Origin of the sequence: Rhodococcus sp. AD45-ID (genome assembly GCF_003023755.1) — a bacterium.
GTDB classification, from domain to species: domain Bacteria; phylum Actinomycetota; class Actinomycetes; order Mycobacteriales; family Mycobacteriaceae; genus Rhodococcus_F; species Rhodococcus_F globerula.
In genome coordinates this window covers 439,765-460,830 of record NZ_PYHL01000001.1, presented here as the reverse complement: position 1 = coordinate 460,830, position 21,066 = coordinate 439,765, and the positions used below count along the sequence as shown (strand labels likewise).

The 21,066-nt window shown below is 62.7% G+C and carries 20 protein-coding genes and 1 pseudogene; 13 read left to right on the top strand and 8 right to left on the bottom strand.

From position 1 onward, the window contains the following. Positions 1 to 26 precede the first annotated feature (26 nt). Positions 27 to 626: a TetR/AcrR family transcriptional regulator gene (locus tag C7T36_RS02075; RefSeq protein ID WP_033231103.1), complete on the bottom strand. Its 600-nt coding sequence runs from the start codon at positions 624 to 626 to the stop codon at positions 27 to 29. Positions 627 to 733: 107 nt separating this feature from the next. Here C7T36_RS02075 and C7T36_RS02070 point away from each other — a divergent pair, with 107 nt between their 5' ends. Beyond that, a complete protein-coding gene (locus tag C7T36_RS02070) occupies positions 734 to 1,300 on the top strand; it encodes an NAD(P)H-dependent oxidoreductase (RefSeq protein ID WP_033231102.1) in 567 nt (188 codons plus the stop codon). Between the two features lie 75 nt (positions 1,301 to 1,375). On the opposite strand, the gene C7T36_RS02065 is transcribed toward C7T36_RS02070, so the two are convergent. Further along, complete coding sequence (locus C7T36_RS02065) at positions 1,376 to 2,215, bottom strand: siderophore-interacting protein (RefSeq protein WP_045070424.1); 840 nt, start codon at positions 2,213 to 2,215, stop codon at positions 1,376 to 1,378. 302 nt (positions 2,216 to 2,517) lie between these two features. Between C7T36_RS02065 and C7T36_RS02060 the strand changes: the two genes are divergently transcribed. The 3 genes from C7T36_RS02060 (at position 2,518) to nrdE (ending at position 5,471) form a co-directional block, all read left to right on the top strand. Continuing rightward, positions 2,518 to 2,748: a redoxin NrdH gene (locus C7T36_RS02060; RefSeq protein WP_033231100.1), complete on the top strand. Its 231-nt coding sequence runs from the start codon at positions 2,518 to 2,520 to the stop codon at positions 2,746 to 2,748. Positions 2,749 to 2,850: 102 nt separating this feature from the next. Further along, positions 2,851 to 3,330, top strand: a complete 480-nt coding sequence (nrdI, locus tag C7T36_RS02055; RefSeq protein ID WP_033231099.1) for a class Ib ribonucleoside-diphosphate reductase assembly flavoprotein NrdI — start codon at positions 2,851 to 2,853, stop codon at positions 3,328 to 3,330. Continuing rightward, positions 3,288 to 5,471, top strand: a complete 2,184-nt coding sequence (gene nrdE, locus C7T36_RS02050; protein ID WP_033231098.1) for a class 1b ribonucleoside-diphosphate reductase subunit alpha — start codon at positions 3,288 to 3,290, stop codon at positions 5,469 to 5,471. The genes nrdI and nrdE overlap by 43 nt, the downstream gene beginning before the upstream one ends. Before the next feature lie 70 nt (positions 5,472 to 5,541). On the opposite strand, the gene C7T36_RS02045 is transcribed toward nrdE, so the two are convergent. Both C7T36_RS02045 and C7T36_RS02040 read right to left on the bottom strand, forming a co-directional pair. Next, a complete protein-coding gene (locus C7T36_RS02045) occupies positions 5,542 to 5,754 on the bottom strand; it encodes a hypothetical protein (RefSeq protein ID WP_020969285.1) in 213 nt (70 codons plus the stop codon). A 12-nt stretch (positions 5,755 to 5,766) separates the two neighbouring features. Further along, entirely contained in the window at positions 5,767 to 6,684 is a 918-nt protein-coding gene (locus tag C7T36_RS02040; protein WP_033231097.1) for an SPFH domain-containing protein, read from the bottom strand. 171 nt (positions 6,685 to 6,855) lie between these two features. Between C7T36_RS02040 and nrdF the strand changes: the two genes are divergently transcribed. Then, positions 6,856 to 7,821, top strand: a complete 966-nt coding sequence (gene nrdF, locus C7T36_RS02035; protein WP_033231096.1) for a class 1b ribonucleoside-diphosphate reductase subunit beta — start codon at positions 6,856 to 6,858, stop codon at positions 7,819 to 7,821. Positions 7,822 to 7,910: 89 nt separating this feature from the next. Here the strand turns inward: nrdF and C7T36_RS02030 are convergent, their stop codons facing one another. From C7T36_RS02030 to C7T36_RS02020, 3 genes are read right to left on the bottom strand one after another with little or no spacing between them, the layout of a single operon-like run. Then, positions 7,911 to 8,387, bottom strand: coding sequence for an NUDIX domain-containing protein (locus tag C7T36_RS02030; protein WP_033231095.1), 477 nt, complete (start codon positions 8,385 to 8,387; stop codon positions 7,911 to 7,913). A 4-nt stretch (positions 8,388 to 8,391) separates the two neighbouring features. After that, positions 8,392 to 9,456 carry an iron-siderophore ABC transporter substrate-binding protein gene (locus C7T36_RS02025; RefSeq protein WP_045070418.1) on the bottom strand — a complete coding sequence of 355 codons (1,065 nt, stop codon included), beginning with the start codon at positions 9,454 to 9,456 and terminating at the stop codon, positions 8,392 to 8,394. Positions 9,457 to 9,493: 37 nt separating this feature from the next. Next, a complete protein-coding gene (locus C7T36_RS02020; RefSeq protein ID WP_045070415.1) occupies positions 9,494 to 10,486 on the bottom strand; it encodes an ABC transporter substrate-binding protein in 993 nt (330 codons plus the stop codon). 359 nt (positions 10,487 to 10,845) lie between these two features. Here C7T36_RS02020 and ctaD point away from each other — a divergent pair, with 359 nt between their 5' ends. From ctaD to C7T36_RS30710, 4 genes are all read left to right on the top strand, one after another. Further along, positions 10,846 to 12,579 (top strand): cytochrome c oxidase subunit I, encoded by a 1,734-nt coding sequence (gene ctaD, locus C7T36_RS02015; protein ID WP_072782333.1) that lies wholly within the window; start codon positions 10,846 to 10,848, stop codon positions 12,577 to 12,579. 150 nt (positions 12,580 to 12,729) lie between these two features. Continuing rightward, positions 12,730 to 13,950 (top strand): phosphoserine phosphatase SerB, encoded by a 1,221-nt coding sequence (gene serB, locus C7T36_RS02010; RefSeq protein WP_033231092.1) that lies wholly within the window; start codon positions 12,730 to 12,732, stop codon positions 13,948 to 13,950. Further along, the gene (locus tag C7T36_RS02005; protein WP_106939682.1) at positions 13,947 to 14,720 is read left to right on the top strand and encodes a peptidyl-tRNA hydrolase; all 774 of its coding nucleotides are present in this window, start codon (positions 13,947 to 13,949) and stop codon (positions 14,718 to 14,720) included. Before serB ends, C7T36_RS02005 begins: the two co-directional genes overlap by 4 nt. Positions 14,721 to 14,840: 120 nt before the next feature. After that, complete coding sequence (locus C7T36_RS30710; RefSeq protein ID WP_308811201.1) at positions 14,841 to 15,530, top strand: membrane protein; 690 nt, start codon at positions 14,841 to 14,843, stop codon at positions 15,528 to 15,530. Between the two features lie 14 nt (positions 15,531 to 15,544). On the opposite strand, the pseudogene glgX reads toward C7T36_RS30710, so the two are convergent. Then, positions 15,545 to 17,485: pseudogene (glgX, locus tag C7T36_RS01995) on the bottom strand (glycogen debranching protein GlgX); the annotation flags it as partial. 33 nt (positions 17,486 to 17,518) lie between these two features. On the opposite strand from glgX, the gene C7T36_RS01990 reads away from it, so the two are divergent. From C7T36_RS01990 to C7T36_RS01975, 4 genes are read left to right on the top strand one after another with little or no spacing between them, the layout of a single operon-like run. Further along, a complete protein-coding gene (locus C7T36_RS01990; protein WP_033231090.1) occupies positions 17,519 to 18,370 on the top strand; it encodes an ABC transporter ATP-binding protein in 852 nt (283 codons plus the stop codon). Positions 18,371 to 18,381: 11 nt separating this feature from the next. Continuing rightward, positions 18,382 to 19,209: an NUDIX domain-containing protein gene (locus C7T36_RS01985; RefSeq protein ID WP_033231089.1), complete on the top strand. Its 828-nt coding sequence runs from the start codon at positions 18,382 to 18,384 to the stop codon at positions 19,207 to 19,209. A gap of 10 nt (positions 19,210 to 19,219) precedes the next feature. Beyond that, positions 19,220 to 19,999, top strand: coding sequence for an enoyl-CoA hydratase/isomerase family protein (locus C7T36_RS01980; protein WP_045070404.1), 780 nt, complete (start codon positions 19,220 to 19,222; stop codon positions 19,997 to 19,999). Between the two features lie 52 nt (positions 20,000 to 20,051). After that, the gene (locus tag C7T36_RS01975; RefSeq protein ID WP_372472364.1) at positions 20,052 to 21,065 is read left to right on the top strand and encodes a class I SAM-dependent methyltransferase; all 1,014 of its coding nucleotides are present in this window, start codon (positions 20,052 to 20,054) and stop codon (positions 21,063 to 21,065) included. The last annotated feature ends 1 nt before the right edge of the window (position 21,066 follow it).

The following is a 21,066-nucleotide window of genomic DNA, read 5'->3' as shown; positions in this document are numbered from 1 at the left end:
TAGGCGCTGGAATGTGTTCGAGGTCTTCAACATCGAGTAACGCGCCGGGCAAGATTTTCCCAACCGTCAGCGAGTCTTTCCGTCGTCATCCCGAGGTCGCGAACCTGGTATAGAACCAACGACGCTTCGAGTGGCGCCAATAGTGCCGAGGCGAGAAGTTCCAGATCGCCCTCGACGCCGGCCGTGCGGAGCAAACTGATCACGTGCGCGATGCTCAGCGAGCGGGCCGGGCCACCGAAGCGAAACTCCGGCGCGTTCTCGGCAGCGCGGAGAACGTCGCCCTGGACCTCGACCATGGCGATGCGGGCGCGACCGAAGGCGACCAGTCGGTCTATCGGCGGCGCGCCAGGCCCCAGTGGCGGCGGACCGAACATGAAGGCGTGCTGCAACTCTCGCTCGGTGTGGTCCAGGAGTGCTTGCATCAATCCAGCACGACTGCCGAAGCGGCGAAAGACTGTGCCCTTGCCCACACCTGCGCGGCACGCGACGGCGTCCATGGTGACGGCGTCGACTCCGCGTTCGGCCACGAGCAGCGCTGCGGCGTCGAGCAGAAGTGCCCGGTTACGTGCGGCGTCGCCGCGCTCGGCCGGTTGCGCGCCGATCTGGGGTAGGGGGATTGCGCTCACCCGGTCGAGGTTACATGGCTGCGGAATATAAGTGGACCGTGGTCCGTTTAGGGGGTATAACTTTCAACCAGAGCCGCCCACCGCACCAATCTCGAAGGAATCACCCAATGTCACAGAGCAATGTTCTCGTTCTCGTCGGAAGCCTGCGCGCCGGATCCGTCAACCGTCAGCTCGCCGAGACTGCAGTGTCCGCTGCGCCGGAGGGTGCTGCCCTGACGATCTTCGAAGGCCTCGCCGACGTTCCCTTCTACAACGAAGACCTCGACGTCGAAGGTGCATCGATCCCCGCAGTCGACGCCCTGCGGGCCGCAGCCGGCAATGCCGACGCCTTCCTGCTCGTCACCCCCGAGTACAACGGCACCATCCCCGCTGTCCTCAAGAACGCCATCGACTGGATCTCGCGTCCCTACGGCGCGGGTGCTGTCTCCGGCAAGCCCGTTGCAGTCATCAGCGCATCGCCCAGCGGCAACGGTGCGAAGTGGGCCAACGATGACACCGTCAAGGCTGTCGGCATCGCCGGCGGCAACGTGCTCAGCGATTCCGCTCTTGCTGTCGCCAGCACGTTCGACAAGTTCGGCACCTCGCACGCACGCGAGAACGCTGAGGTTGTCGCACAGGTGTCCAAGGTTGTCGCAGACCTGGTCGACGCCACGAAGACGCTCGTCAACGCATAATCTGTACCAGTTCTCGAACGAGGGTCACGCCGGACGGGCGTGACCCTCGTTTCATGTCAGCCGGGGTCGGCCGCGCTACAGGCCTTCGCGTTCCATGGCGGCGTCGACGGCATCACGAACGGACTCGAAGTCCTTGCCCGCCATCATTGCTGCGCCCATTGCCTCGTCGATTCGTTCCGCGGCGAGAGCATAGCGACGTTCCCAGTTCTCCTTCTCGGCGCGCCAGTAACCCATGGTGTGCATGGCGGTCGCGGGGATCTTCAGCGTGTGACGCAGGTAGGCGCGAACCTTGCGCGCTGCTGCGGCCTCGACTGCGCACCAGACGTATCCGGTGCCGGGAGGTAGGGGATCGGCGGCCAACTCGGTGAGAAGGGAGTCGGCGTCACCGATCCATCGGATGTCGGCGTCGGTCGCGGTCGTGAAGCTCTGCTGCTCGCTCGGATCGGGAATCTGCGCGATCACCTGTACGGAAATCCCGGCCGGCAGGCTCTCGAGAATTCGGCCGACTGCGGGGAGTGCGGCGTGGTCGGCGAGCAACGTCAGCCACTCGATGTTCTCGGGCGGGCGGAACCATCCGTTGGCGCTCGACAGGTGCACGGTGTCGCCGGGGATAGCCGTCTCGGCCCAGCGCGCCGCCCCGCCGTGTCCGTGCAGAACGAAGTCGATATCGAGCTCGCCGGTGGCCGCGCTCCAGCGGCGCACTGTGTAACTACGCGCGTGCGGGGGCTCGAGTGGGAACCGGACAAGCACCCGTTCGTCGGGTAGGTCACTTGATGCGAAGTCGGCCAGGCCGGCACCGCCGAAGGTGATTCTGCGCATCCCTGGCGTTATCTGCGTTGCCTCGAGAACAGTTGCCAGGTGGCGTGGGGCTTCGTCGCTGGGGAGGTCGATCGGGGGTGATTCCACGTCGCTCATGGTAGAGCTGCGGGGTGTTCGGAGACCCGGTCGAGTAGGCGGCGCGCATGTGAGCGCCGACACGCCGACACGGCGTGGAATTGGCGCGGAGTTATGGGTGCTGAGCTGGGTCGACCTGGGAATTTCATCTATGTGACTCACAACATCTTCGGTTATGTGATTCTGTCGGCCACTAGGTGTAGTGTCTTGAGCACTGAGAGACCACAACGCGGAACGCCTCGAGCGAAGCTCCGGCAATCGGTCGAATCGGTGCTGAACATCACTACATCGGCCTTTGTTGGCTAAGCGAAAGAGGGACTCTCATGAGCATCACCGTCTACACCAAGCCCGCTTGCGTTCAGTGCAATGCCACCTACCGCGCCCTCGACAAGGCCGGTCTCGAATACGACATCATCGACATCACCGAGGATGCCGAGGCACGTGACTACGTCATGGCGCTCGGATACCTCCAGGCACCCGTCGTGGTTGCCGGTGAAGATCACTGGTCGGGTTTCCGTCCCGATCGCATCAAGACGCTGGCCGTCGCTGCTTGAAGCGCGGCTGCGCCGGTGGCCGACGACGCTGTCGGCCCTGTAGTTGAAAGTGTTGAATAGTCGAAAAGTTCCGGGCACCGCATGAGGAAATGGTGACAACCGATGACTTCGCTGGTTTATTTCTCCAGCGTGTCGGAGAACACCCACCGATTCGTTCAACGTCTCGGACTGCCTGCGACACGCATACCCATCCATGACCGTGACGGCTCATTTCTCGTCGACGAGCCCTATGTACTGATCCTGCCGACTTACGGCGGCGGGGCAACAGTGACAGGCCGCGACACCAGCTATGTGCCCAAGCCGGTCATTCGTTTTTTGAACAATCCACACAACAGGTCGTTGATCAGAGCAGTGATCGCGGCAGGAAACACCAATTTCGGTGAATCCTTTTGTTACGCAGGAAACATCATTTCCCAGAAATGCCACGTTCCTTTTCTGTACCGCTTCGAACTCATGGGCACTGCCGAGGACGTCGAACGGGTACGAGAAGGCTTGGGGGAGTTCTGGAATCATCTCGAAGCAGAGAAGGAGAACGGGCAGTGGCGCCAACCATCACTGACACGATCGCGGCTGGAAGCGTAGAACGTGACGCACGCGGCGGTGATTCCACCAACGGTCTCGACTACCACGCACTCAATGCCATGCTCAACCTGTACGGCGCAAACGGCGAGATCCAGTTCGAGATGGATGTCGCGGCGGCCCGTCAGTACTTCCTGCAGCACGTCAACCAGAACACGGTGTTCTTCCACAATCTCGACGAGAAGCTCGACTACCTCGTCGAGGAAAACTACTACGAGCCTGAGGTTCTCGATCAGTACTCACGTACGTTCGTGAAGTTCCTGATCGATCACGCGTACTCCAAGAAGTTCCGCTTCCCGACGTTCCTGGGCGCGTTCAAGTACTACACGTCCTACACGCTCAAGACGTTCGACGGAAAGCGCTACCTCGAGCGTTTCGAAGACCGCGTGTGCATGGTGGCCCTGACGTTGGCTGCCGGCAACGAAGATCTGGCCGTCGAACTTGTCGACGAGATCATTGCCGGTCGCTTCCAGCCCGCAACCCCCACGTTCCTCAACTCCGGCAAGAAGCAGCGCGGCGAGCCCGTTTCCTGCTTCCTCCTGCGCATCGAAGACAACATGGAGTCCATCGGGCGCTCCATCAACTCGGCTCTGCAGCTCTCCAAGCGTGGCGGCGGAGTTGCGTTGCTGCTCACCAACATTCGTGAGCACGGTGCACCGATCAAGAAGATCGAGAACCAGAGCTCGGGTGTCATCCCGATCATGAAGCTCCTCGAGGACTCGTTCTCGTACGCAAACCAGCTCGGAGCGCGTCAGGGTGCCGGTGCCGTCTACCTGCACGCACACCACCCCGACATCTACCGCTTCCTCGACACCAAGCGTGAAAACGCCGACGAGAAGATCCGCATCAAGACGCTGTCGCTCGGCATCGTGATCCCGGACATCACGTTCGAGCTGGCGAAGAAGAACGAGGACATGTACCTGTTCTCGCCGTACGACGTCGAGCGCATCTACGGCGTTCCATTCTCCGACATCAACGTCTCCGAGAAGTACTACGAGATGGTCGACGACAAGCGAATTCGCAAGTCCAAGATCAAGGCTCGCGAATTCTTCCAGACCGTCGCAGAGTTGCAGTTCGAATCGGGCTACCCGTACATCATGTTCGAGGACACGGTGAACAAGGCCAACCCCATCGAAGGCAAGATCACGCACTCGAACCTGTGCTCGGAGATCCTGCAGGTCTCCACGCCGTCCGAGTTCAACGAGGACCTGACCTACAGCCACGTCGGCAAGGACATCTCCTGCAACCTCGGTTCGCTGAACATCGCGAAGACCATGGACTCGCCCGACTTCGCCAAGACCATCGAGGTCGCGATCCGCGGCTTGACCGCGGTGTCGGATCAGACGCACATCTACTCCGTGCCGTCGATCGAGCAGGGCAACAACGACTCTCACGCCATCGGTCTCGGCCAGATGAACCTGCACGGCTACCTTGCTCGTGAGCGAATCTTCTACGGCAGCGAAGAAGGCATCGACTTCACGAACATCTACTTCTACACCGTGTTGTTCCACGCTCTGCGGGCATCGAACCGGATCTCCATCGAGCGCGGTTCCTACTTCAAGGGCTTCCCGCAGTCGAAGTACGCGTCGGGTGAATTCTTCGACAAGTACACCGACCAGGTGTGGGAGCCGGCCACGGAGAAGGTTCGTGGACTGTTCGCCGCCGCCGACCTTCACATTCCGACGCAGGACGACTGGCGTGAGCTGAAGGCGTCGGTGCAGAAGCACGGCATCTACAACCAGAACCTGCAGGCCGTGCCGCCCACCGGTTCGATCTCGTACATCAACTACTCCACCAGTTCCATCCACCCGGTGGCATCGAAGATCGAGATCCGCAAGGAAGGCAAGATCGGTCGCGTCTACTACCCGGCGCCCTACCTGACCAACGACAACCTGGAGTACTACCAGGATGCCTACGAGATCGGGTACGAGAAGATCGTCGACACCTACGCTGCCGCAACGCAGCACGTCGACCAGGGCCTGTCCCTGACCTTGTTCTTCAAGGACACCGCCACCACCCGCGACATCAACAAGGCGCAGATCTACGCATGGCGTAAGGGCATCAAGACGCTCTACTACATCCGTCTGCGTCAGCTGGCACTCGAAGGCACCGAGGTCGAGGGCTGCGTTTCCTGCATGCTGTAAAGGGCTCCGCCCCCGTGCGCCTTTTTGGTAGTAACCACTACCGGAAAGGCGCACGGGGGCATTTTCTCTGCTAGGACGGCGGCCGGCCGGGACCATGCATCTTGCCGGCGTTCTTCGGCATTCGGCCGTGCTCGGTGAGCGCCCGTCGGAGTAGGAATTCGATCTGGGCATTGGTACTTCGGAGGTCGTCGGCGGCCCAGCGGGCAAGAGCGTCGTGCACCGCCGGGTCCAACCGAAGAAGGATCTTCTTCCGCTCTGATCTCGGAGCTGGATCCGTGGCCATGTGGCCTTCCCTTTACTGGTAGAGCGAACCGGTGTTGAGCACCGGTTGTGCGTCGCGGTCACCGCACAGCACGACCAGAAGGTTACTGATCATCGTGGCCTTGCGTTCTTCGTCGAGTTCGACGACGTGCTTTTCCTCCAGCTGCTTGAGTGCCATGTCCACCATCGACACTGCGCCTTCGACGATCTGAGTCCGGGCTGCGATGACAGCGCCCGCCTGTTGGCGGCGCAGCATCGCGCTGGCGATTTCCGGTGCGTAGGAAAGCCGGTTGATGCGGGTCTCGATCACTTCGACCCCTGCCGCCCGCACGCGGGCGTGAACTTCCTCCGACAGCGTCGTTGTAATGATGTCGGCGTTCTCCCGCAACGAGACTCGGCCTTCGGCGTCGTACGGGTAACTGCCGGCGATGTGGCGTACAGCTGCCTCGGTCTGAACCGAGACGAACTCCTCGTAGTCGTCCACCTGAAATGACGCGAGCGCGGTGTCGGCCACCTGCCAGACGACAACAGCCGAGATCTCGATGGGGTTGCCGTCGGCGTCGTTGACCTTGGACTGGCCGGTCTCGTGGTTTCTGATGCGGGTGGAGATGGAACGACGCACGGTCAGCGGGTTTGTCCAGCGCAGTCCAGGGGTGCGCAATGTGCCGCTGTACGAACTTCCAAGGAATTGCAGAACACGCGCCTGGTTCGGCTGCACCAGTGTCAGGCCGATCAGTGCGGGGAGTGACGCGAGGAACAGCACCACTCCGATGGGAATCAGCGCTATGAGTCCGAGGAGCCCTCCGACAACAGCCAGGGCGATTCCGCCGAGGAACAGAATCAATCCGCCGAGGAGCATCCAACTGCCCGACAGGTCCCAACCTGGGCGTTCGGCGATTGTGGTGGTGGCAACTCCGGTTGGTTTCTCGGCCACGGTGGGCGTGCTGGTCATGTGAGACTCGCTTCCTCATCGGTAAGTGATATTTAATTGATATCACATTTTTCGCGTTGGCGGGTGGGCGCGTACGACACATCTTGTTGTGTTGGCGTCTGGAGTCGGACACAACGGGTAGTGTTCAGGCAAGCCAACATTCGGCAGTATCTCTCGCGCTAGGTAGGAATCATGGTCAAGCTGGTCAGTCGCGTTTCCGCAATCAACTGGAATCGCGTCCAGGACGAGAAGGACGCCGAGGTGTGGGACCGCCTCGTCAGTAACTTCTGGCTGCCCGAAAAGGTGCCGGTCTCCAACGACATCCCGTCCTGGGGGACTCTGACCGCGCCTGAGCAGCAGCTCACGATGCGCGTATTCACGGGTCTGACGCTGCTCGACACCATTCAGGGAACCGTCGGCGCCGTCAGCCTCATCCCCGACGCCATCACCCCGCATGAAGAAGCGGTGTACACCAACATCGCCTTCATGGAATCGGTGCACGCCAAGAGCTACAGCTCCATCTTCTCGACGCTGTGCTCCACGCCCGACATCGACGACGCCTTCCGCTGGTCGGAGGAAAACCCGAACCTGCAACGCAAGGCTCAGATCGTTCTCGACTACTACAACGGTGAGTCGCCGCTCAAGCGCAAGGTCGCGTCGACCCTGCTCGAGAGCTTCCTCTTCTACTCGGGCTTCTACCTGCCGATGTACTGGTCCTCGCGGGCCAAGCTCACCAACACGGCCGACCTCATCCGCCTCATCATCCGCGACGAGGCCGTGCACGGGTACTACATCGGCTACAAGTACCAGAAGGGCCTCGAGCAGCTGTCCGAGGCAGAGCGCGAAGAGCTCAAGAACTACACGTTCGAGCTTCTCTTCGAGCTGTACGAGAACGAGGTCGAGTACACCCAGGATCTCTACGACGAGGTCGGACTGACCGAGGACGTCAAGAAGTTCCTGCGTTACAACGCGAACAAGGCGCTCAACAATCTCGGTTACGAAGGACTGTTCCCGAAGGACGAGACGGACGTCAATCCGGCTATCCTGTCGGCACTTTCACCCAACGCCGACGAGAATCACGACTTCTTCTCCGGCTCGGGCAGCTCCTACGTCATCGGCAAGGCCATCAACACCGAAGACGACGACTGGGATTTCTAGAGCGACGCGCTCAGGATTTCCAGTCCCTGACAACTGAGCCCGATTCCTGCGCATGCGGGAATCGGGCTTTTGTTGTCGGTAGGGGAGGGCTAGCTCGCCGAGAACCAGGCTTCTGCCTTGTCCTGCAACGCTTTTTCCAGACGCAGGCGCGACGTGTCGGTCAGATCCGAGGGCAAGTTGTCGGGCGCGAACCACGCAACCTCGAGATTCTCGTCGTCCGCGACATGCGCGTCGCCGCCCGTCCAGCGGGCCAGGAAACAAACGTCGAGATATTGCGTGATATCCCCGTTGGGGTACGTAATGGGTTCTGTGACATCAACACTCGTGATGCGAATCAACTCCGCGTCGACGCCCGTCTCTTCCTTGGCTTCACGAACGGCAGCCGACGCGGGTTCCTCGCCGGGCTCGAGAACGCCGGACACCACTGCCCACAATCCGTTGTCGGCGCGGCGAGTGAGGAGCACGCGGCCCTCGTCGTCGCGAATCACGACACTGACTCCGGACAGCCAGAGTGGCGCGTGACCGATTTTTTCGCGCAATTCGACGATGAACTCAGGGATCGGCATCGCGTCAGCTCGCGTAACCATTGAGCGTGTGCTGGAGATCGTCGAGAACGGCGCGCGCGGCAGTCATACCGTTGCCGTTCCAGATCTCGTCCTCAGCGACGAAGACGCGGTTCCCGGAGGGCGCTCCCAGATCGTGCCACTGGTCGCTCTTCATCACCTCGGTTCCGTACTTCAGTCCGTTCGGCCCGTCGAACAGCACGTAGATCAGATCACCTTCGGCAGCGCTGAGATCGTCGGCGGGAACCTCGGCGGTCACGGTGTCGGTGAGTCGTTGTGCCGGGGGCCGGCGCACCCCGACATCGCTCAGAATCTGACCGGAGAACGAGGCAGGCCCTTCGATGTTCAGCGAGTCCGAATCGAACCGCACCACAGATGCCTGCGTCTGCGCCGAATTGAGCGACTCGCCCAGTTCCCGAGCGTCCCGTTGGTAACCGTCCAGAGCGGCTGCTGCTGCGGCGGATCGGCCGAGAGCCTGGCCGGCCAGAGCGAACTGCGACTTCCAGTAGACCGGGTCGGAACCGGCAAACACTGTCGGGGCGATGCCGGTCAGTTGCCCGTACAAGTCCGCCGACGCCGGACTCGATCCGAGAATCAGATCCGGTGCTGCTGCCTTGATCGCAGCGACATCGGGCGCGCTGACCGGGCCGACGCTCGGAATCTCCGAAATGCCGAAACCGAGGTACGACGGCTGAGGTGAATCGACGCCCGTCGCGGCGCCCACCACACGTTCCCACAATCCCAATGCACACACCGCGTCCATCGACGCACTGTCGAGCACAACGATGCGCGCAGGATCCGAGGGAACCTCGGCCGTGCCGGCCGTGTGCGCGACCTGTCGCGTCACCGTGGGTCCGGCGCCGGCGTCGGCCGCTGTCGGGGTGGGGCACGCGCTCGCGGTATCGCGCGCGAGCCCCATGACACCGGCTCCGGCGATGGACGTCGTGGTCCGCACGATGCTGCTGGCAATGTCGTCAGAGGTATCCGACGAACAACCACTCAATACAAGGAGTGTGGCTGCGATGCCGAGTATCGAGACGCGGCGGAGAGTGGTGCGGGAGAGAACGGTCAAGTCGACGGCTTCCTGTGTGGGCGGGCGCCGCTTTAGGTTAGCTGCTCGACTTGTCCACTCCGAACGTGTCCGCGAGGTCGTCCAGAATCAGGTGCGCGCCCTGAATACTGACCGGAGACATCCACTCCGAATCGTCGACGTCGACGGTACGGCCACGCAGAGTTTGCCACAGCGGACTCGTGAGGAACGGCTTCGCGGCTTCGGCGCTCTTGCCCTCGGGATCCTGCCACGTGCTGACGAAGATGACGTCGGCGTCGGCCTCGTTGATCAGCTCTGGACTGATCTTCATCATGATATTGCCCGGGTCGGCAGGATCGGGGCCCTGGTTGCTCGGGCGGGCGAGGCCGGCGTCCTCGAGGACGATGCCGCTGAACGAGGTGGTGCGGTACAGGCGTGCTGTCGGTTCGCCGGCAAAGCGGACGACGGAGATGACCGGGTTGTTCGCGGCCTTGTTGACGGCGCTTCCGACGGCGGCGGCACGCGCTTCGTATTCGCCGATCTTCTGCTCGGCAAGATCTTCCTTGCCGAGGGCCTCACCGACGAGTCGGATGTTGGCCTTCCACGTCGGTCCCGTCGTCTGGGTGAACACGGTCGGGGCGATAGCGGAGAGTTGTTCATAGTTCTTGCCGTCGCGGACTTCGGCCGAGATGATCAGATCGGGCTGGAGTGCCGCGATCTTCTCGAGGCTGACGGCGCCGACTGTTCCGACGGAAATTGCGTCGGCTGCGAACTCGTCGCGGGTTGATCCGAGGTAGTCGGGCAATCCCGGCTCGCGGTAGTCGACGTATCCCACGAGGGGTGACTCGAGGAGCAGTGTGGCGTCGGTGAAGCTGTTGTCGAGCGCAACGATTCGCTTGGGCTGTGACGGAATCTCGGTGCTACCGCGGAAGTGTTCGATCGTGCGGGGAAATGCCCCCTGTTCGGTCGACGTCGCGGTGGTGTCCGGCTCGTCACTCGAACATGCGGGGACGATCAACGCCAGGGCGGCAACGACGGAAATCGCCGCGGTTCGGCGAGCAAAGTGTTTCACGGGTACTCCTGTACTAGGTTAGGCAAGCCAGACCTTAACAACCGGACCGAACAACGGGACAGTTCGGGCTTCGACTCCCTGGCGATGCGAAATCAAGGTGCGACACGCCGCAACACGAGATCACACTCGTCACTTCGGGAACATAAACCGCAGGTCGATCGTTTAGTGGGAGCCAAAACGGTCCCTCGAGTACGACGCTGAGTAGGACCGGGTCGCGAGGCGTCACGGTCACGGTCTACGATTCGATGAGCGCAAGCCAGAAGCCGTTTCCCGCACGCCGGGAAATGGACCCTGCGGCGCGACCAAAGGCTCTGTCGAAGGAGCCTGCGGAGCGACCAAAGGCACATTCAGGAGGATCAGTGACTGCCGTAGCGCCCCAGCCAGTCCCCGCGATAGCTGCAGCCAGGCCTTACCCGCCGCGGCAGGGACCCAAGGGCTCATTCATTTTCAAGATGATCACGACCACCGACCCCAAGGTGCTCGGAATCATGTACTTGGCGACTTCCATCGCCTTCTTCCTCATCGGTGGCCTCATGGCACTGATGATGCGTGCCGAGCTAGCTGTGCCCGGCATGCAGTTTCTCTCGAACGAACAGTTCAACCAGCTGTTCACCATGCACGGCACCATCATGCTGCTGCTGTACGCGACGCCGATCGTCTTCGGCTTCGCCAACTACATTCTTCCGCTGCAGATCGGCGCGCCCGACGTTGCGTTCCCGCGTCTGAACGCGTTCAGCTACTGGCTGTACCTGTTCGGTGCGATCATCGCGACGGCCGGATTCGTGACCCCCGGTGGCGCAGCCGACTTCGGTTGGACCGCCTACACCCCGTTGACGAATGCACTGCATTCTCCGGGCGTCGGCGCTGACCTCTGGATCATGGGCCTCGCTGTCGGTGGTCTCGGCACCATCCTCGGTGGCGTCAACATGATCACCACCGTGATCTGCCTGCGTGCACCCGGTATGACCATGTTCCGCATGCCGATCTTCACCTGGAACATCTTCATCACCAGCATTCTCATCCTGCTGGCGTTCCCGCTGCTGACCGCTGCACTGCTCGGCCTGTTCGTCGACCGACATCTGGGTGGTCACATCTTCGACCCGGCAACAGGCGGTGTGTTGCTCTGGCAGCACCTGTTCTGGTTCTTCGGTCACCCCGAGGTGTACATCATCGCGCTGCCGTTCTTCGGCATCGTCTCGGAGATCTTCCCGGTCTTCAGCCGTAAGCCGATCTTCGGCTACAGCGGTCTGGTGTACGCAACGCTCGCCATCGCAGCTCTGTCGATCGCCGTGTGGGCGCACCACATGTACGCAACCGGCGCAGTTCTGCTCCCGTACTTCTCGTTCATGACGTTCTTGATCGCAGTGCCGACAGGCGTGAAGATATTCAACTGGATCGGAACGATGTGGAAGGGGCAATTGACCTTCGAGTCGCCGATGCTCTTCTCGATCGGCTTCCTGATCACCTTCCTCTTCGGTGGTCTGTCGGGTGTCATCCTCGCGAGCCCGCCGCTCGACTTCCACGTCACGGACAGCTACTTCGTGGTTGCCCACTTCCACTACGTGGTCTTCGGCACCGTTGTGTTCGCCACCTACGCCGGTATCTACTTCTGGTTCCCGAAGATGACCGGCCGCATGATGGACGAGCGCCTCGGCAAGTGGCACTTCTGGACCACGTTCGTCGGCTTCCACGGCACGTTCCTCGTGCAGCACTGGCTCGGCGCCGAAGGCATGCCGCGTCGTTACGCCGACTACCTGCCGTCCGACGGCTTCACGTCGCTGAACACGGTCTCGACAATCTTTGCCTTCGTACTCGGTGCCTCGACGCTGCCGTTCATCTGGAACGTCTTCAAGAGCTACCGCTATGGCGAAGTTGTCACGGTCGACGACCCGTGGGGTTACGGAAACTCGCTCGAATGGGCAACCAGTTGCCCGCCGCCGCGTCACAACTTCACCGAGTTGCCGCGCATCCGCAGCGAGCGTCCGGCATTCGAACTGCACTACCCGCACATGGTTGAGCGGATGCGCGCAGAAGCGCACGTCGGCCCCGGCCACAACAGTAAGAACGACGCCCTCGAAGGCAGTTCTCACTAAATGAGCAACCCGACCTACACGTAGGTCAACGCCAAAGGCCCCGCCCGAACAACGGGTGGGGCCTTTCGCTTGTTCGATTGCCGATTGGCACAATAGGTGTCGACGCATGTCGATCACGACACGATTTCCAAGAAATGATCGGAGTTCTCGGTGGGTGCCTCAGACACCACTGTTCTGGTGACCGTGACCGGGCCTGACCGGCCCGGTGTCACCTCGGTACTGTTTGCCGCACTGTCGCGGCACAATGTGAGCCTGCTCGACGTCGAGCAGGTGGTCATCCGAGGTCGGCTCACGCTCGGCGTCCTCGTTGCATGCCCGAACGATCCGGAGGCGCTGCAAGAAGAACTCGAGCAGGCGATGGCGACGGTCGGCATGAACGTCGACATCGAAATCGGCGCAGATCCCGGTCGGCCCGCCGTGTCCACCCACGCCGTTGTCGTTCTCGGCAGTCCCGTGAATGCTCGCGCGATGCGCGGAGTGGCACGCGAGTTGGCCAAGCAGGGCGCCAACATCGATTCCATTCGCGGTGTTGCCGACTACCCGGTGACAGGCCTGGAACTCAGTGTCAGCTCCGCCGGCAGCGCCGACGCAGACGCGAAGTTGCGCACCGGTCTTGCCGAAGTCGCAGCACTCGAGAACGTCGACATCGCGGTCGAGCGCGCCGGTTTGGCAAGGCGCGCCAAGCGTCTCATCGTGTTCGACGTCGACTCGACGCTCGTTCAGGGTGAAGTCATCGAGATGCTCGCTGCCAAGGCCGGCGTCGAAGACGAGGTTCGCGCTGTCACGGAAGCTGCGATGCGCGGCGAGATCGACTTCACCGAATCGCTTCATCAGCGAGTGGCCACCCTCGCGGGACTGGACGCCTCGGTGATCGACGAGGTAGCTGCGAGCATCGAACTGACTCCAGGTGCACGCACCACCATCCGCACCTTGCGTCGTCTCGGCTTCCATTGCGGCGTTGTCTCCGGCGGATTCCGTCAGGTCATCGAAGGATTGGCACACGAACTCGAACTGGACTTCGTTCACGCCAACACCCTGGAAATCGTCGACGGCAAGTTGACCGGCCGAGTGATCGGCGAAATTGTCGACCGCGCCGCCAAGGCGGTCGCGCTCCGGAAGTTCGCCGACCAGGTCGGCGTCCCCATGGAACAGACCGTGGCCGTCGGGGACGGCGCAAACGACATCGACATGCTCAATGCTGCCGGCCTTGGTGTGGCGTTCAACGCGAAGCCGGCACTGCGCGAGGTTGCCGACGCGGCGCTGTCGCATCCGTTCCTCGACGCCGTGCTCTTCATCCTCGGTGTGACTCGCGACGAGGTCGAAGCAGCAGACGCGATCGACGGCGGCGTTCGGCGCGTGCCGATCCCATGATCGACGACCCCTGCGCCGCGGTGATGTCGGGCCCGGATGCGCTCTGGCGCGCCCGGCACGCCGTGCTGGCTGCGGGTTACGGTGGCCGGCCCGATCCGGCCGATCCCGCGCAGGTTTTGGCGATGCCGATGGTCCTGCATATTCCGAAAGCTGATCCGCCCCTGCGCAGTTCACTCCTGGAAGCGGCCGCATCGGCGGCGGTGGCTCTGTGTCTCGACGAGCGAGTCGGGTTGGCCGAGGACGGCGAACCCGGCCCGTGGCGAGGCAACTTCACGGCATGGGTGAGCGGGCGAATTCGTAAGGTGTCGCGCCGCGCGCGGGGAGCGCAGTGGTTGGCGGCGCAGGATGTCGCGGGAATCACTGTCGAGGTCGGCGGTGCCCAGGCCCGGGCTCTGGTGCCCGGACCGGTCGGGGAACTTGATCCGCGGATCAAGAAGATGCAGATCGGCGGCACCGATCTCGAACACGACAACCCGGGTCCGCCCATACCTGGACTGCCCGTGCTGTGGATTGACCCCGCGCTCGAGATGACCGTGGGAAAAGCATCGGCACAGGTCGGTCATGCGTCAATGCTGTTGGCGGCAGCCATGTCCGACGAGGAAGCCTGGCGCTGGGCTCAGACCGGATTCCGGTGTTCGGTTCGTGACGCGGACCCGGCGCAATGGGCGGATGCTGTGGCTCGGCTGAGTTCCGACGCCGTCGCCGTCAGGGATGCGGGATACACCGAAGTGGCGCCCGGGTCGATGACGGTGATTGCGGTTCCCGGCTAGACCAGTCCAGTATCGCCATCTTGGCTATGGGTTAAGTGTCCAGTGAGCCTGCAGGATGGCTGAGTGCTCATACGTAGATTTGCCTCGCTGTTCCTTGGCTTGTGGCTGTACGGCTTCTCGATGGCGATGATGATCGCCGCCGGGCTCGGCTTGGACCCCTGGGATGTTTTCCACCAGGGTGTGGCAGAGCGGTTCTCGTTGAGTTTTGGTGTCATCACCGCGATCACCGGTGCGCTTGTGCTGTTGTTATGGATCCCGCTACGTCAACGACCGGGTTTCGGAACCGTCGCCAATGTTGTTGTCATCGCCATTTCAGTGGATACCTCATTGGCCTTTTTGCCGGACTTTGATTCCATGCCAGTTCGAATCCTCATGCTGGTATCCGGTGTTCTTCTCAACGGGTTGGCCAGTGTCCTGTACATCGGAGCGGGCATGGGCCCCGGCCCACGCGACGGCCTGATGACGGGATTTGTCGCGCGCACGGGGCTGTCCGTTCGCCTGGTTCGGACCAGCATCGAGGTTGTTGTCCTTGCCGTGGGGTGGGCCCTCGGCGGCACGGTCGGTGTGGGAACCGTGCTGTACGCCTTGGGTATCGGGCCCACCATTCAGCTCCTGATCAAGGTGCTTCCCGACTCCATGACAGCGGCAGTGACAGGGACGCGTAAGGCCAGGACCGTCGGACCGCTCACCGTCAGCGTGGAACCTACTGCGACGGGGCCGGCCGAACCGGGTTCGCCGGTGGCGGTGGCCGAATCGAACACCGGCACCAGTGAACCGTCGAACCATTCCGGGGTTCCGACCGTGATCTGAGCCGGTCCGCCGGAATGCAGAATCAGTAGCCAGCTGCTGTCGCCGAGTGGTCGCCCGGCACGCGTATGCGAGCGGACGTCGGCGCCGTCTATCCACGCTTGCACTGTTCGGTTGCGCTCGTCGTACCAGGCGCTGTCGTCGAATTCGGTTCCGGTGGAGTCGAACCAGACGAGGTCGGGATGGTCGATGCGTCGGCGCCCCTCGAAGAACTCAGGTTGCCGGAGGGCAGGTGCCGATCTGCGCAGTGCAAGTGCTCGGGAGACAAAACTGACCAGGGTGGGATCCGCACTCGACCAATCGAGTGCCCACGACTGTGCCGGCGTTGCATGCGTGGGAACGCAATACGCGTTGTTGTTGCCGCCGAGGCTGCGTCCGAACTCGTCGCCCGCGGTCAGCATCGGTGTGCCGGTCGAGAGGACGAGTGTTGCCAGGAGTGCCCGGACGTGTCGGCGACGGGCTTCGATGACGTCGCTGTCGTAACTGGGGCCTTCGATCCCGTGGTTGAACGAATCGTTGTTGTCGGCGCCGTCACGGTTGTCCTCACCGTTGGCCTCGTTGTGTTTTGCGTTGTACGACACGAGATCGGCCGCGGTGAAGCCGTCGTGGGCGGTCACGAAGTTGATCGATGCCCACGGCCGCCGGCCGTTGCCGGCAAAGACGTCCTCCGAGCCCGCGAGTCGTGACGCAACTTCCCGGACGCTGGAATCGCCGTTCCAAAAGCGTCGAATACTGCTGCGGTACTTGTCATTCCATTCGGACCACTGCAGGCCGAAGTTGCCCACCTGATAGCCGTCGCCGGTGGCGTCCCACGGTTCGGCGATCAATTTTCGACGCGTCAGGACGGGATCGGACGAGATCGCCGAGAGCACGGCAGCTCGCGAATCGAAGGCGCCGCCGCGTGGTCGTCCCAGCGCGCTCGCGAGGTCGAAACGGAAGCCGTCGACGCCCATCTCATCGGCCCAGTAACGCAGGCTGTCGGTAATCATGCGCACCGAGGCAGGGGAGGAGGCGTCGACGGTATTGCCGCACCCGGTCAGGTCGATATCGCTGCCGTTTTCGCTCAGGAGGTAGTAGCCGCGCGCATCCAGTCCGCGCCAGCTGACGCTGATTCCGTCGACGCCTTGCTCACAAGTGTGGTTGTAGACGACGTCGAGAATCACTTCGATTCCGGCGTTGTGCAACGCGTCGACCATGAACCGGAACTCGGAGACCTCGTTGCCCGGGGTAGCCGCATATCCGGGGTGCGGCGCGAAGTACGACGCCGTCGAATAGCCCCAGTGATTGCGCATTCCGCGCGACCGAACGCTGTCTTCGGTCAGAAATGCCTGGACGGGAAGCAGTTCCACGGCCGTGACGCCAAGGCCGACGAGATAGTCGACGATGGCTGGGGCGGCAAGCCCGAGATATGTTCCGCGGTGTGCGATCGGTACGTCGGGATGAGTGGCGGTGAAGGCGCCGACGTGGAGTTCGTAGATCACCGTCTCCTCCCACGGTGTCTCGAGTCGATGGTGCGGCGGTGTCAGGCCGGCCGTCACGACGCAGACGGGGACGTGGCCGAGCGAGTCGACCGTCGACGGTTCGCCGAACGGATCGTGTTGGTAGTCGCGCAGCGCTGCAGCGTCGCCGAGGTCACCTTCGATGCGGCGCGCCCACGGGTCGATCAGAAGTTTGTGGGGATTGAACCGCTGACCTGTCCGCGGACTCCACGGTCCGTCGGCGCGGACGCCGTAACGTTGCCCGGCCCCGACGCCGTTGATCACTCCGTGCCAGATTCCGTACGTGTGTTGGCGGAGGTTCACACGCTGTTCTCGGCCGGCATTGTTGATCAGGCAGATCTGTACCGCGGTGGCGTCCGGCGAATGGACGGCAAACTGGGTTCCGCCGTCGACGACGGTCGCTCCGAGTGGGAACGGAGAACCCGGAAGTGGGGTGTGAGATTCATCTAGAGGCGACACGCAAGTAGATCCTGCCGTGGATGGCCGGAGAATGTGCGGGAAGATGGTCGGGTGCCAACACCTGATCCTGACCTGCTCATCGATTTCGACAACGTTCTCATCCGCCGCGGCGGGTCCACTCTTGTGGGTCCGGTGACGTGGAAGGTGGAGCTCGACGAGCGATGGGTGGTGCTCGGACCGAACGGTGCGGGCAAGACGTCGCTGCTGCGTATCGCGGCCGGCGAGGTGTTTCCCACCAGCGGTACCGCGCATCTGCTCGGCGAGGTGCTCGGCCGCGTCGACGTCAACGAACTCAAGCCGCGCATCGGCCTGTCGTCGTCCTCGCTGGCCAACCGGGTGCCCGCCGACGAGAAGGTCAGCGACCTTGTTGTCTCGGCTGGCTATGCGGTTCTCGGCCGCTGGCGCGAGGAGTACGAGTCGATGGACACATCCCGTGCCGTGGAGATGCTCGAGAGCCTCGGCGCCGAACATCTCGCGGACCGCACGTACGGGACTCTTTCCGAGGGCGAACGTAAGCGAGTGCTCATCGCGCGTGCCCTGATGACCGATCCTGAACTGCTGTTGCTCGACGAACCCGCAGCCGGCCTCGACCTTGGTGGCCGCGAAGAACTGGTCGCCCGCCTCGCTGTACTCGCGGCCGATCCCGACGCGCCCGCCACTGTCCTGATCACCCACCACGTCGAGGAGATCCCGCCGGGATTCACTCATGCCCTCCTGCTCAAGGAAGGTGGCGTCGTGGCTCAGGGGCTGCTCGAGGACGTCATCACCGCCGAGAACCTCAGCAACGCGTTCAGTCAGTCGATCACCCTCGATCAGGTCGACGGTCGGTACTTCGCGCGTCGTACGCGAGCATCCGGAGCACACCGGGCACCCGTGACGGTGTAGGTTCCCGAAACATGGCTAACGAGTTTGCGGACGCTGTCCCCACACCCAAGGACGCATCGACGGTGATTCTGGTGCGCGACGCGGAAAACGCGGCATCGGGCATCGAGATATTCCTGCTCCAGCGGGTGAAGGGGATGGCGTTTGCCGGCGGGATGACCGTGTTCCCCGGCGGCGGCGTCGACAAGTCCGACGGCACGGCCGAGGTCGAGTGGGCGGGCCCGTCGGCTCAGTGGTGGGCGGAGCGTTTCAGCACCGATGTCGCGCGAGCGAAGGCGCTCGTGCTGGCAGCAGTCCGTGAGACGTTCGAGGAATGCGGTGTCCTGCTCGCCGGGCCGAGTGCGGATACCGTCGTCGCAGACACGTCCGGCTACTCGGCGTCGCGGGTTGCTCTCGAGAACCACGAACTCACGTTCAGCGATTTCCTGAAGCAGGAGAATCTGGTTCTGCGTACGGATCTGTTGCGTCCGTGGGCGAACTGGATCACCCCGATCGGTGAGGCCCGTCGATACGACACTCGCTTCTTCGTGGCCGCCTCACCCGAGGGCCAGGTGGCCGATGGAGTTACCTCCGAGGCAGCCGAGGTTCGCTGGCAGAGTCCGCAGGACGCGCTGGACCATTGGCGCGCCGGCGACAGTATCCTGTTGCCGCCCACCTGGACTCAGCTGACGGAGTTGGCGAAGTACAACTCCGTTGCCGACGTCCTGGCGGCCGAACCCGAGATTCCGATCATCCTCCCGACGCTCTACCGCGACGAGACGACGTTCCGGATCGACTTCCCGAATCAGGATGACTACTACATCCCCGGGCCGCATCCTTGGGCTGCCCGGCCCGCCAAGTAATCTCCAGGGCATGTCTGAATTTGTAACTCTCGAGGTTTCCGACGGTATCGGCACGATCCGTCTCGCGCGCCCCCCGATGAACGCTCTGAACCGTCAGGTCCAGGACGAACTCGCGGTCGCGGCACGCGCGGCGGCAGTCGATCCGGCAGTGAAGGCCGTCATCGTCTACGGCGGCGAAAAGGTCTTTGCTGCCGGTGCGGATGTCAAGGAAATGGCCGAGATGGACTTCGCTCAGATCAGTGACGCGGTGGCCGGAATCCAAGCCGGAATCGGCGCCGTCGCCGCGATCCCGAAGCCGACCGTTGCAGCGATCACCGGCTATGCCCTTGGCGGCGGACTCGAAGTTGCACTCTCCGCGGACCGTCGTATCGCGGGAGACAATGCCAAGGTCGGCGTACCGGAGATCTTGCTCGGCATCATCCCCGGCGGCGGCGGCACCCAGCGATTGGCCCGTCTCATCGGACCGGCCAAGGCCAAGGATCTGGTGTTCACCGGCCGTTTTGTCGGTGCTGACGAGGCGTTGGCAATGGGCTTGATCGACGAGGTTGTCGCGCCGGACGACGTGTACACCGCTGCCCGGAAGTGGGCGTCGCAGTTCGTGGGCGGCGCATCGCGTGCGATTGCGGCTGCTAAGGCTGCTATCGACGAGGGCCTGAACACGGACCTGGAAACGGGCCTGAAGATCGAGCAGCATCTGTTCGCAGGACTGTTTGCGACCGAGGATCAGTCGATCGGCATGGCGTCGTTCATCGAGAACGGTCCGGGCAAGGCCGAGTTCACGGGCCGGTAGGCTTCCCTAAATTAGAACTTGTTCATCTCTTACCAGCGAGTAGGATAGCCGAATGACTGCCAGCCCCACTGACGACGACATTGCCACGCCGCCTGCTGCCGAGGAAGCAGTAATGGACCCCGCGCCGCGGCCGCACGCCACGGCCGAAGAGGTCGAGGCCGCTCGTAAGGACACCAAGCTTGCTCAGGTGCTCTACCACGACTGGGAAGCCGAGACCTACGACGACAAGTGGTCCATCTCGTACGACGAGCGCTGCATCGACTACGCCAGGGGCCGGTTCGACGCCGTCGCCGGTGATCAGCCGCTGCCGTACGAGCGGGCACTGGAACTGGGTTGCGGCACCGGCTTTTTCCTCCTCAACCTGATGCAGGGTGGGGTTGCCAAGACGGGTTCGGTCACTGACCTCTCGCCCGGCATGGTCAAGGTCGCGATGCGCAACGCCGAAAACCTCGGTCTGCCCGTCGACGGACGCGTCGCCGACGCCGAGACCATTCCCTACGAGGACAACACCTTCGACCTCGTGGTCGGACACGCTGTGCTGCACCACATTCCCGACGTGGAGAAGTCGCTGCGCGAGGTTCTTCGTGTCCTCAAGCCCGGTGGGCGCTTTGTCTTCGCGGGGGAGCCGACCACCGTCGGTAACTTCTATGCTCGCTGGCTCGGCCGCGCGACATGGGAAGCCACGACCACGGTGACCAAGCTGCCGTTCCTCGCCGACTGGCGTCGTCCACAGGAGGAGCTCGACGAGTCCTCACGCGCCGCCGCTCTCGAAGCTGTTGTCGACATTCACACGTTCGACCCGACGGACCTCGAGAACATGGCGAAGTCCGCAGGCGCCGACCAGGTTCACGCCGCCACCGAAGAATTTGCCGCCGCACTGCTCGGGTGGCCGGTTCGCACCTTCGAAGCCGCAGTTCCGCAGGAAAAGCTCGGTTGGGGCTGGGGGCGCTTCGCTTTCGGTGGTTGGAAGACCCTCAGTTGGGTCGACGAGAAGATTCTGCGCCACGTCGTACCGCGCGGCTTCTTCTACAACGTCATGATCACCGGCGTAAAGCCAGGCAACTGAA

Bases quoted from the DNA above. Each gene is read 5' to 3' on its own strand.
- C7T36_RS02045 (WP_020969285.1), bottom strand. From the start codon at position 5,754: ATGGCCACGGATCCAGCTCCGAGATCAGAGCGGAAGAAGATCCTTCTT.
- C7T36_RS02040 (WP_033231097.1), bottom strand. From the start codon at position 6,684: ATGACCAGCACGCCCACCGTGGCCGAGAAACCAACCGGAGTTGCCACC.
- nrdI (WP_033231099.1), top strand. From the start codon at position 2,851: ATGACTTCGCTGGTTTATTTCTCCAGCGTGTCGGAGAACACCCACCGA.
- C7T36_RS30710 (WP_308811201.1), top strand. From the start codon at position 14,841: ATGGCGATGATGATCGCCGCCGGGCTCGGCTTGGACCCCTGGGATGTT.
- C7T36_RS02070 (WP_033231102.1), top strand. From the start codon at position 734: ATGTCACAGAGCAATGTTCTCGTTCTCGTCGGAAGCCTGCGCGCCGGA.
- nrdF (WP_033231096.1), top strand. From the start codon at position 6,856: ATGGTCAAGCTGGTCAGTCGCGTTTCCGCAATCAACTGGAATCGCGTC.
- C7T36_RS02030 (WP_033231095.1), bottom strand. From the start codon at position 8,387: ATGCCGATCCCTGAGTTCATCGTCGAATTGCGCGAAAAAATCGGTCAC.
- C7T36_RS02060 (WP_033231100.1), top strand. From the start codon at position 2,518: ATGAGCATCACCGTCTACACCAAGCCCGCTTGCGTTCAGTGCAATGCC.
- C7T36_RS01985 (WP_033231089.1), top strand. From the start codon at position 18,382: ATGGCTAACGAGTTTGCGGACGCTGTCCCCACACCCAAGGACGCATCG.
- C7T36_RS01975 (WP_372472364.1), top strand. From the start codon at position 20,052: ATGACTGCCAGCCCCACTGACGACGACATTGCCACGCCGCCTGCTGCC.
- C7T36_RS02065 (WP_045070424.1), bottom strand. From the start codon at position 2,215: ATGAGCGACGTGGAATCACCCCCGATCGACCTCCCCAGCGACGAAGCC.
- C7T36_RS01980 (WP_045070404.1), top strand. From the start codon at position 19,220: ATGTCTGAATTTGTAACTCTCGAGGTTTCCGACGGTATCGGCACGATC.
- C7T36_RS02005 (WP_106939682.1), top strand. From the start codon at position 13,947: ATGATCGACGACCCCTGCGCCGCGGTGATGTCGGGCCCGGATGCGCTC.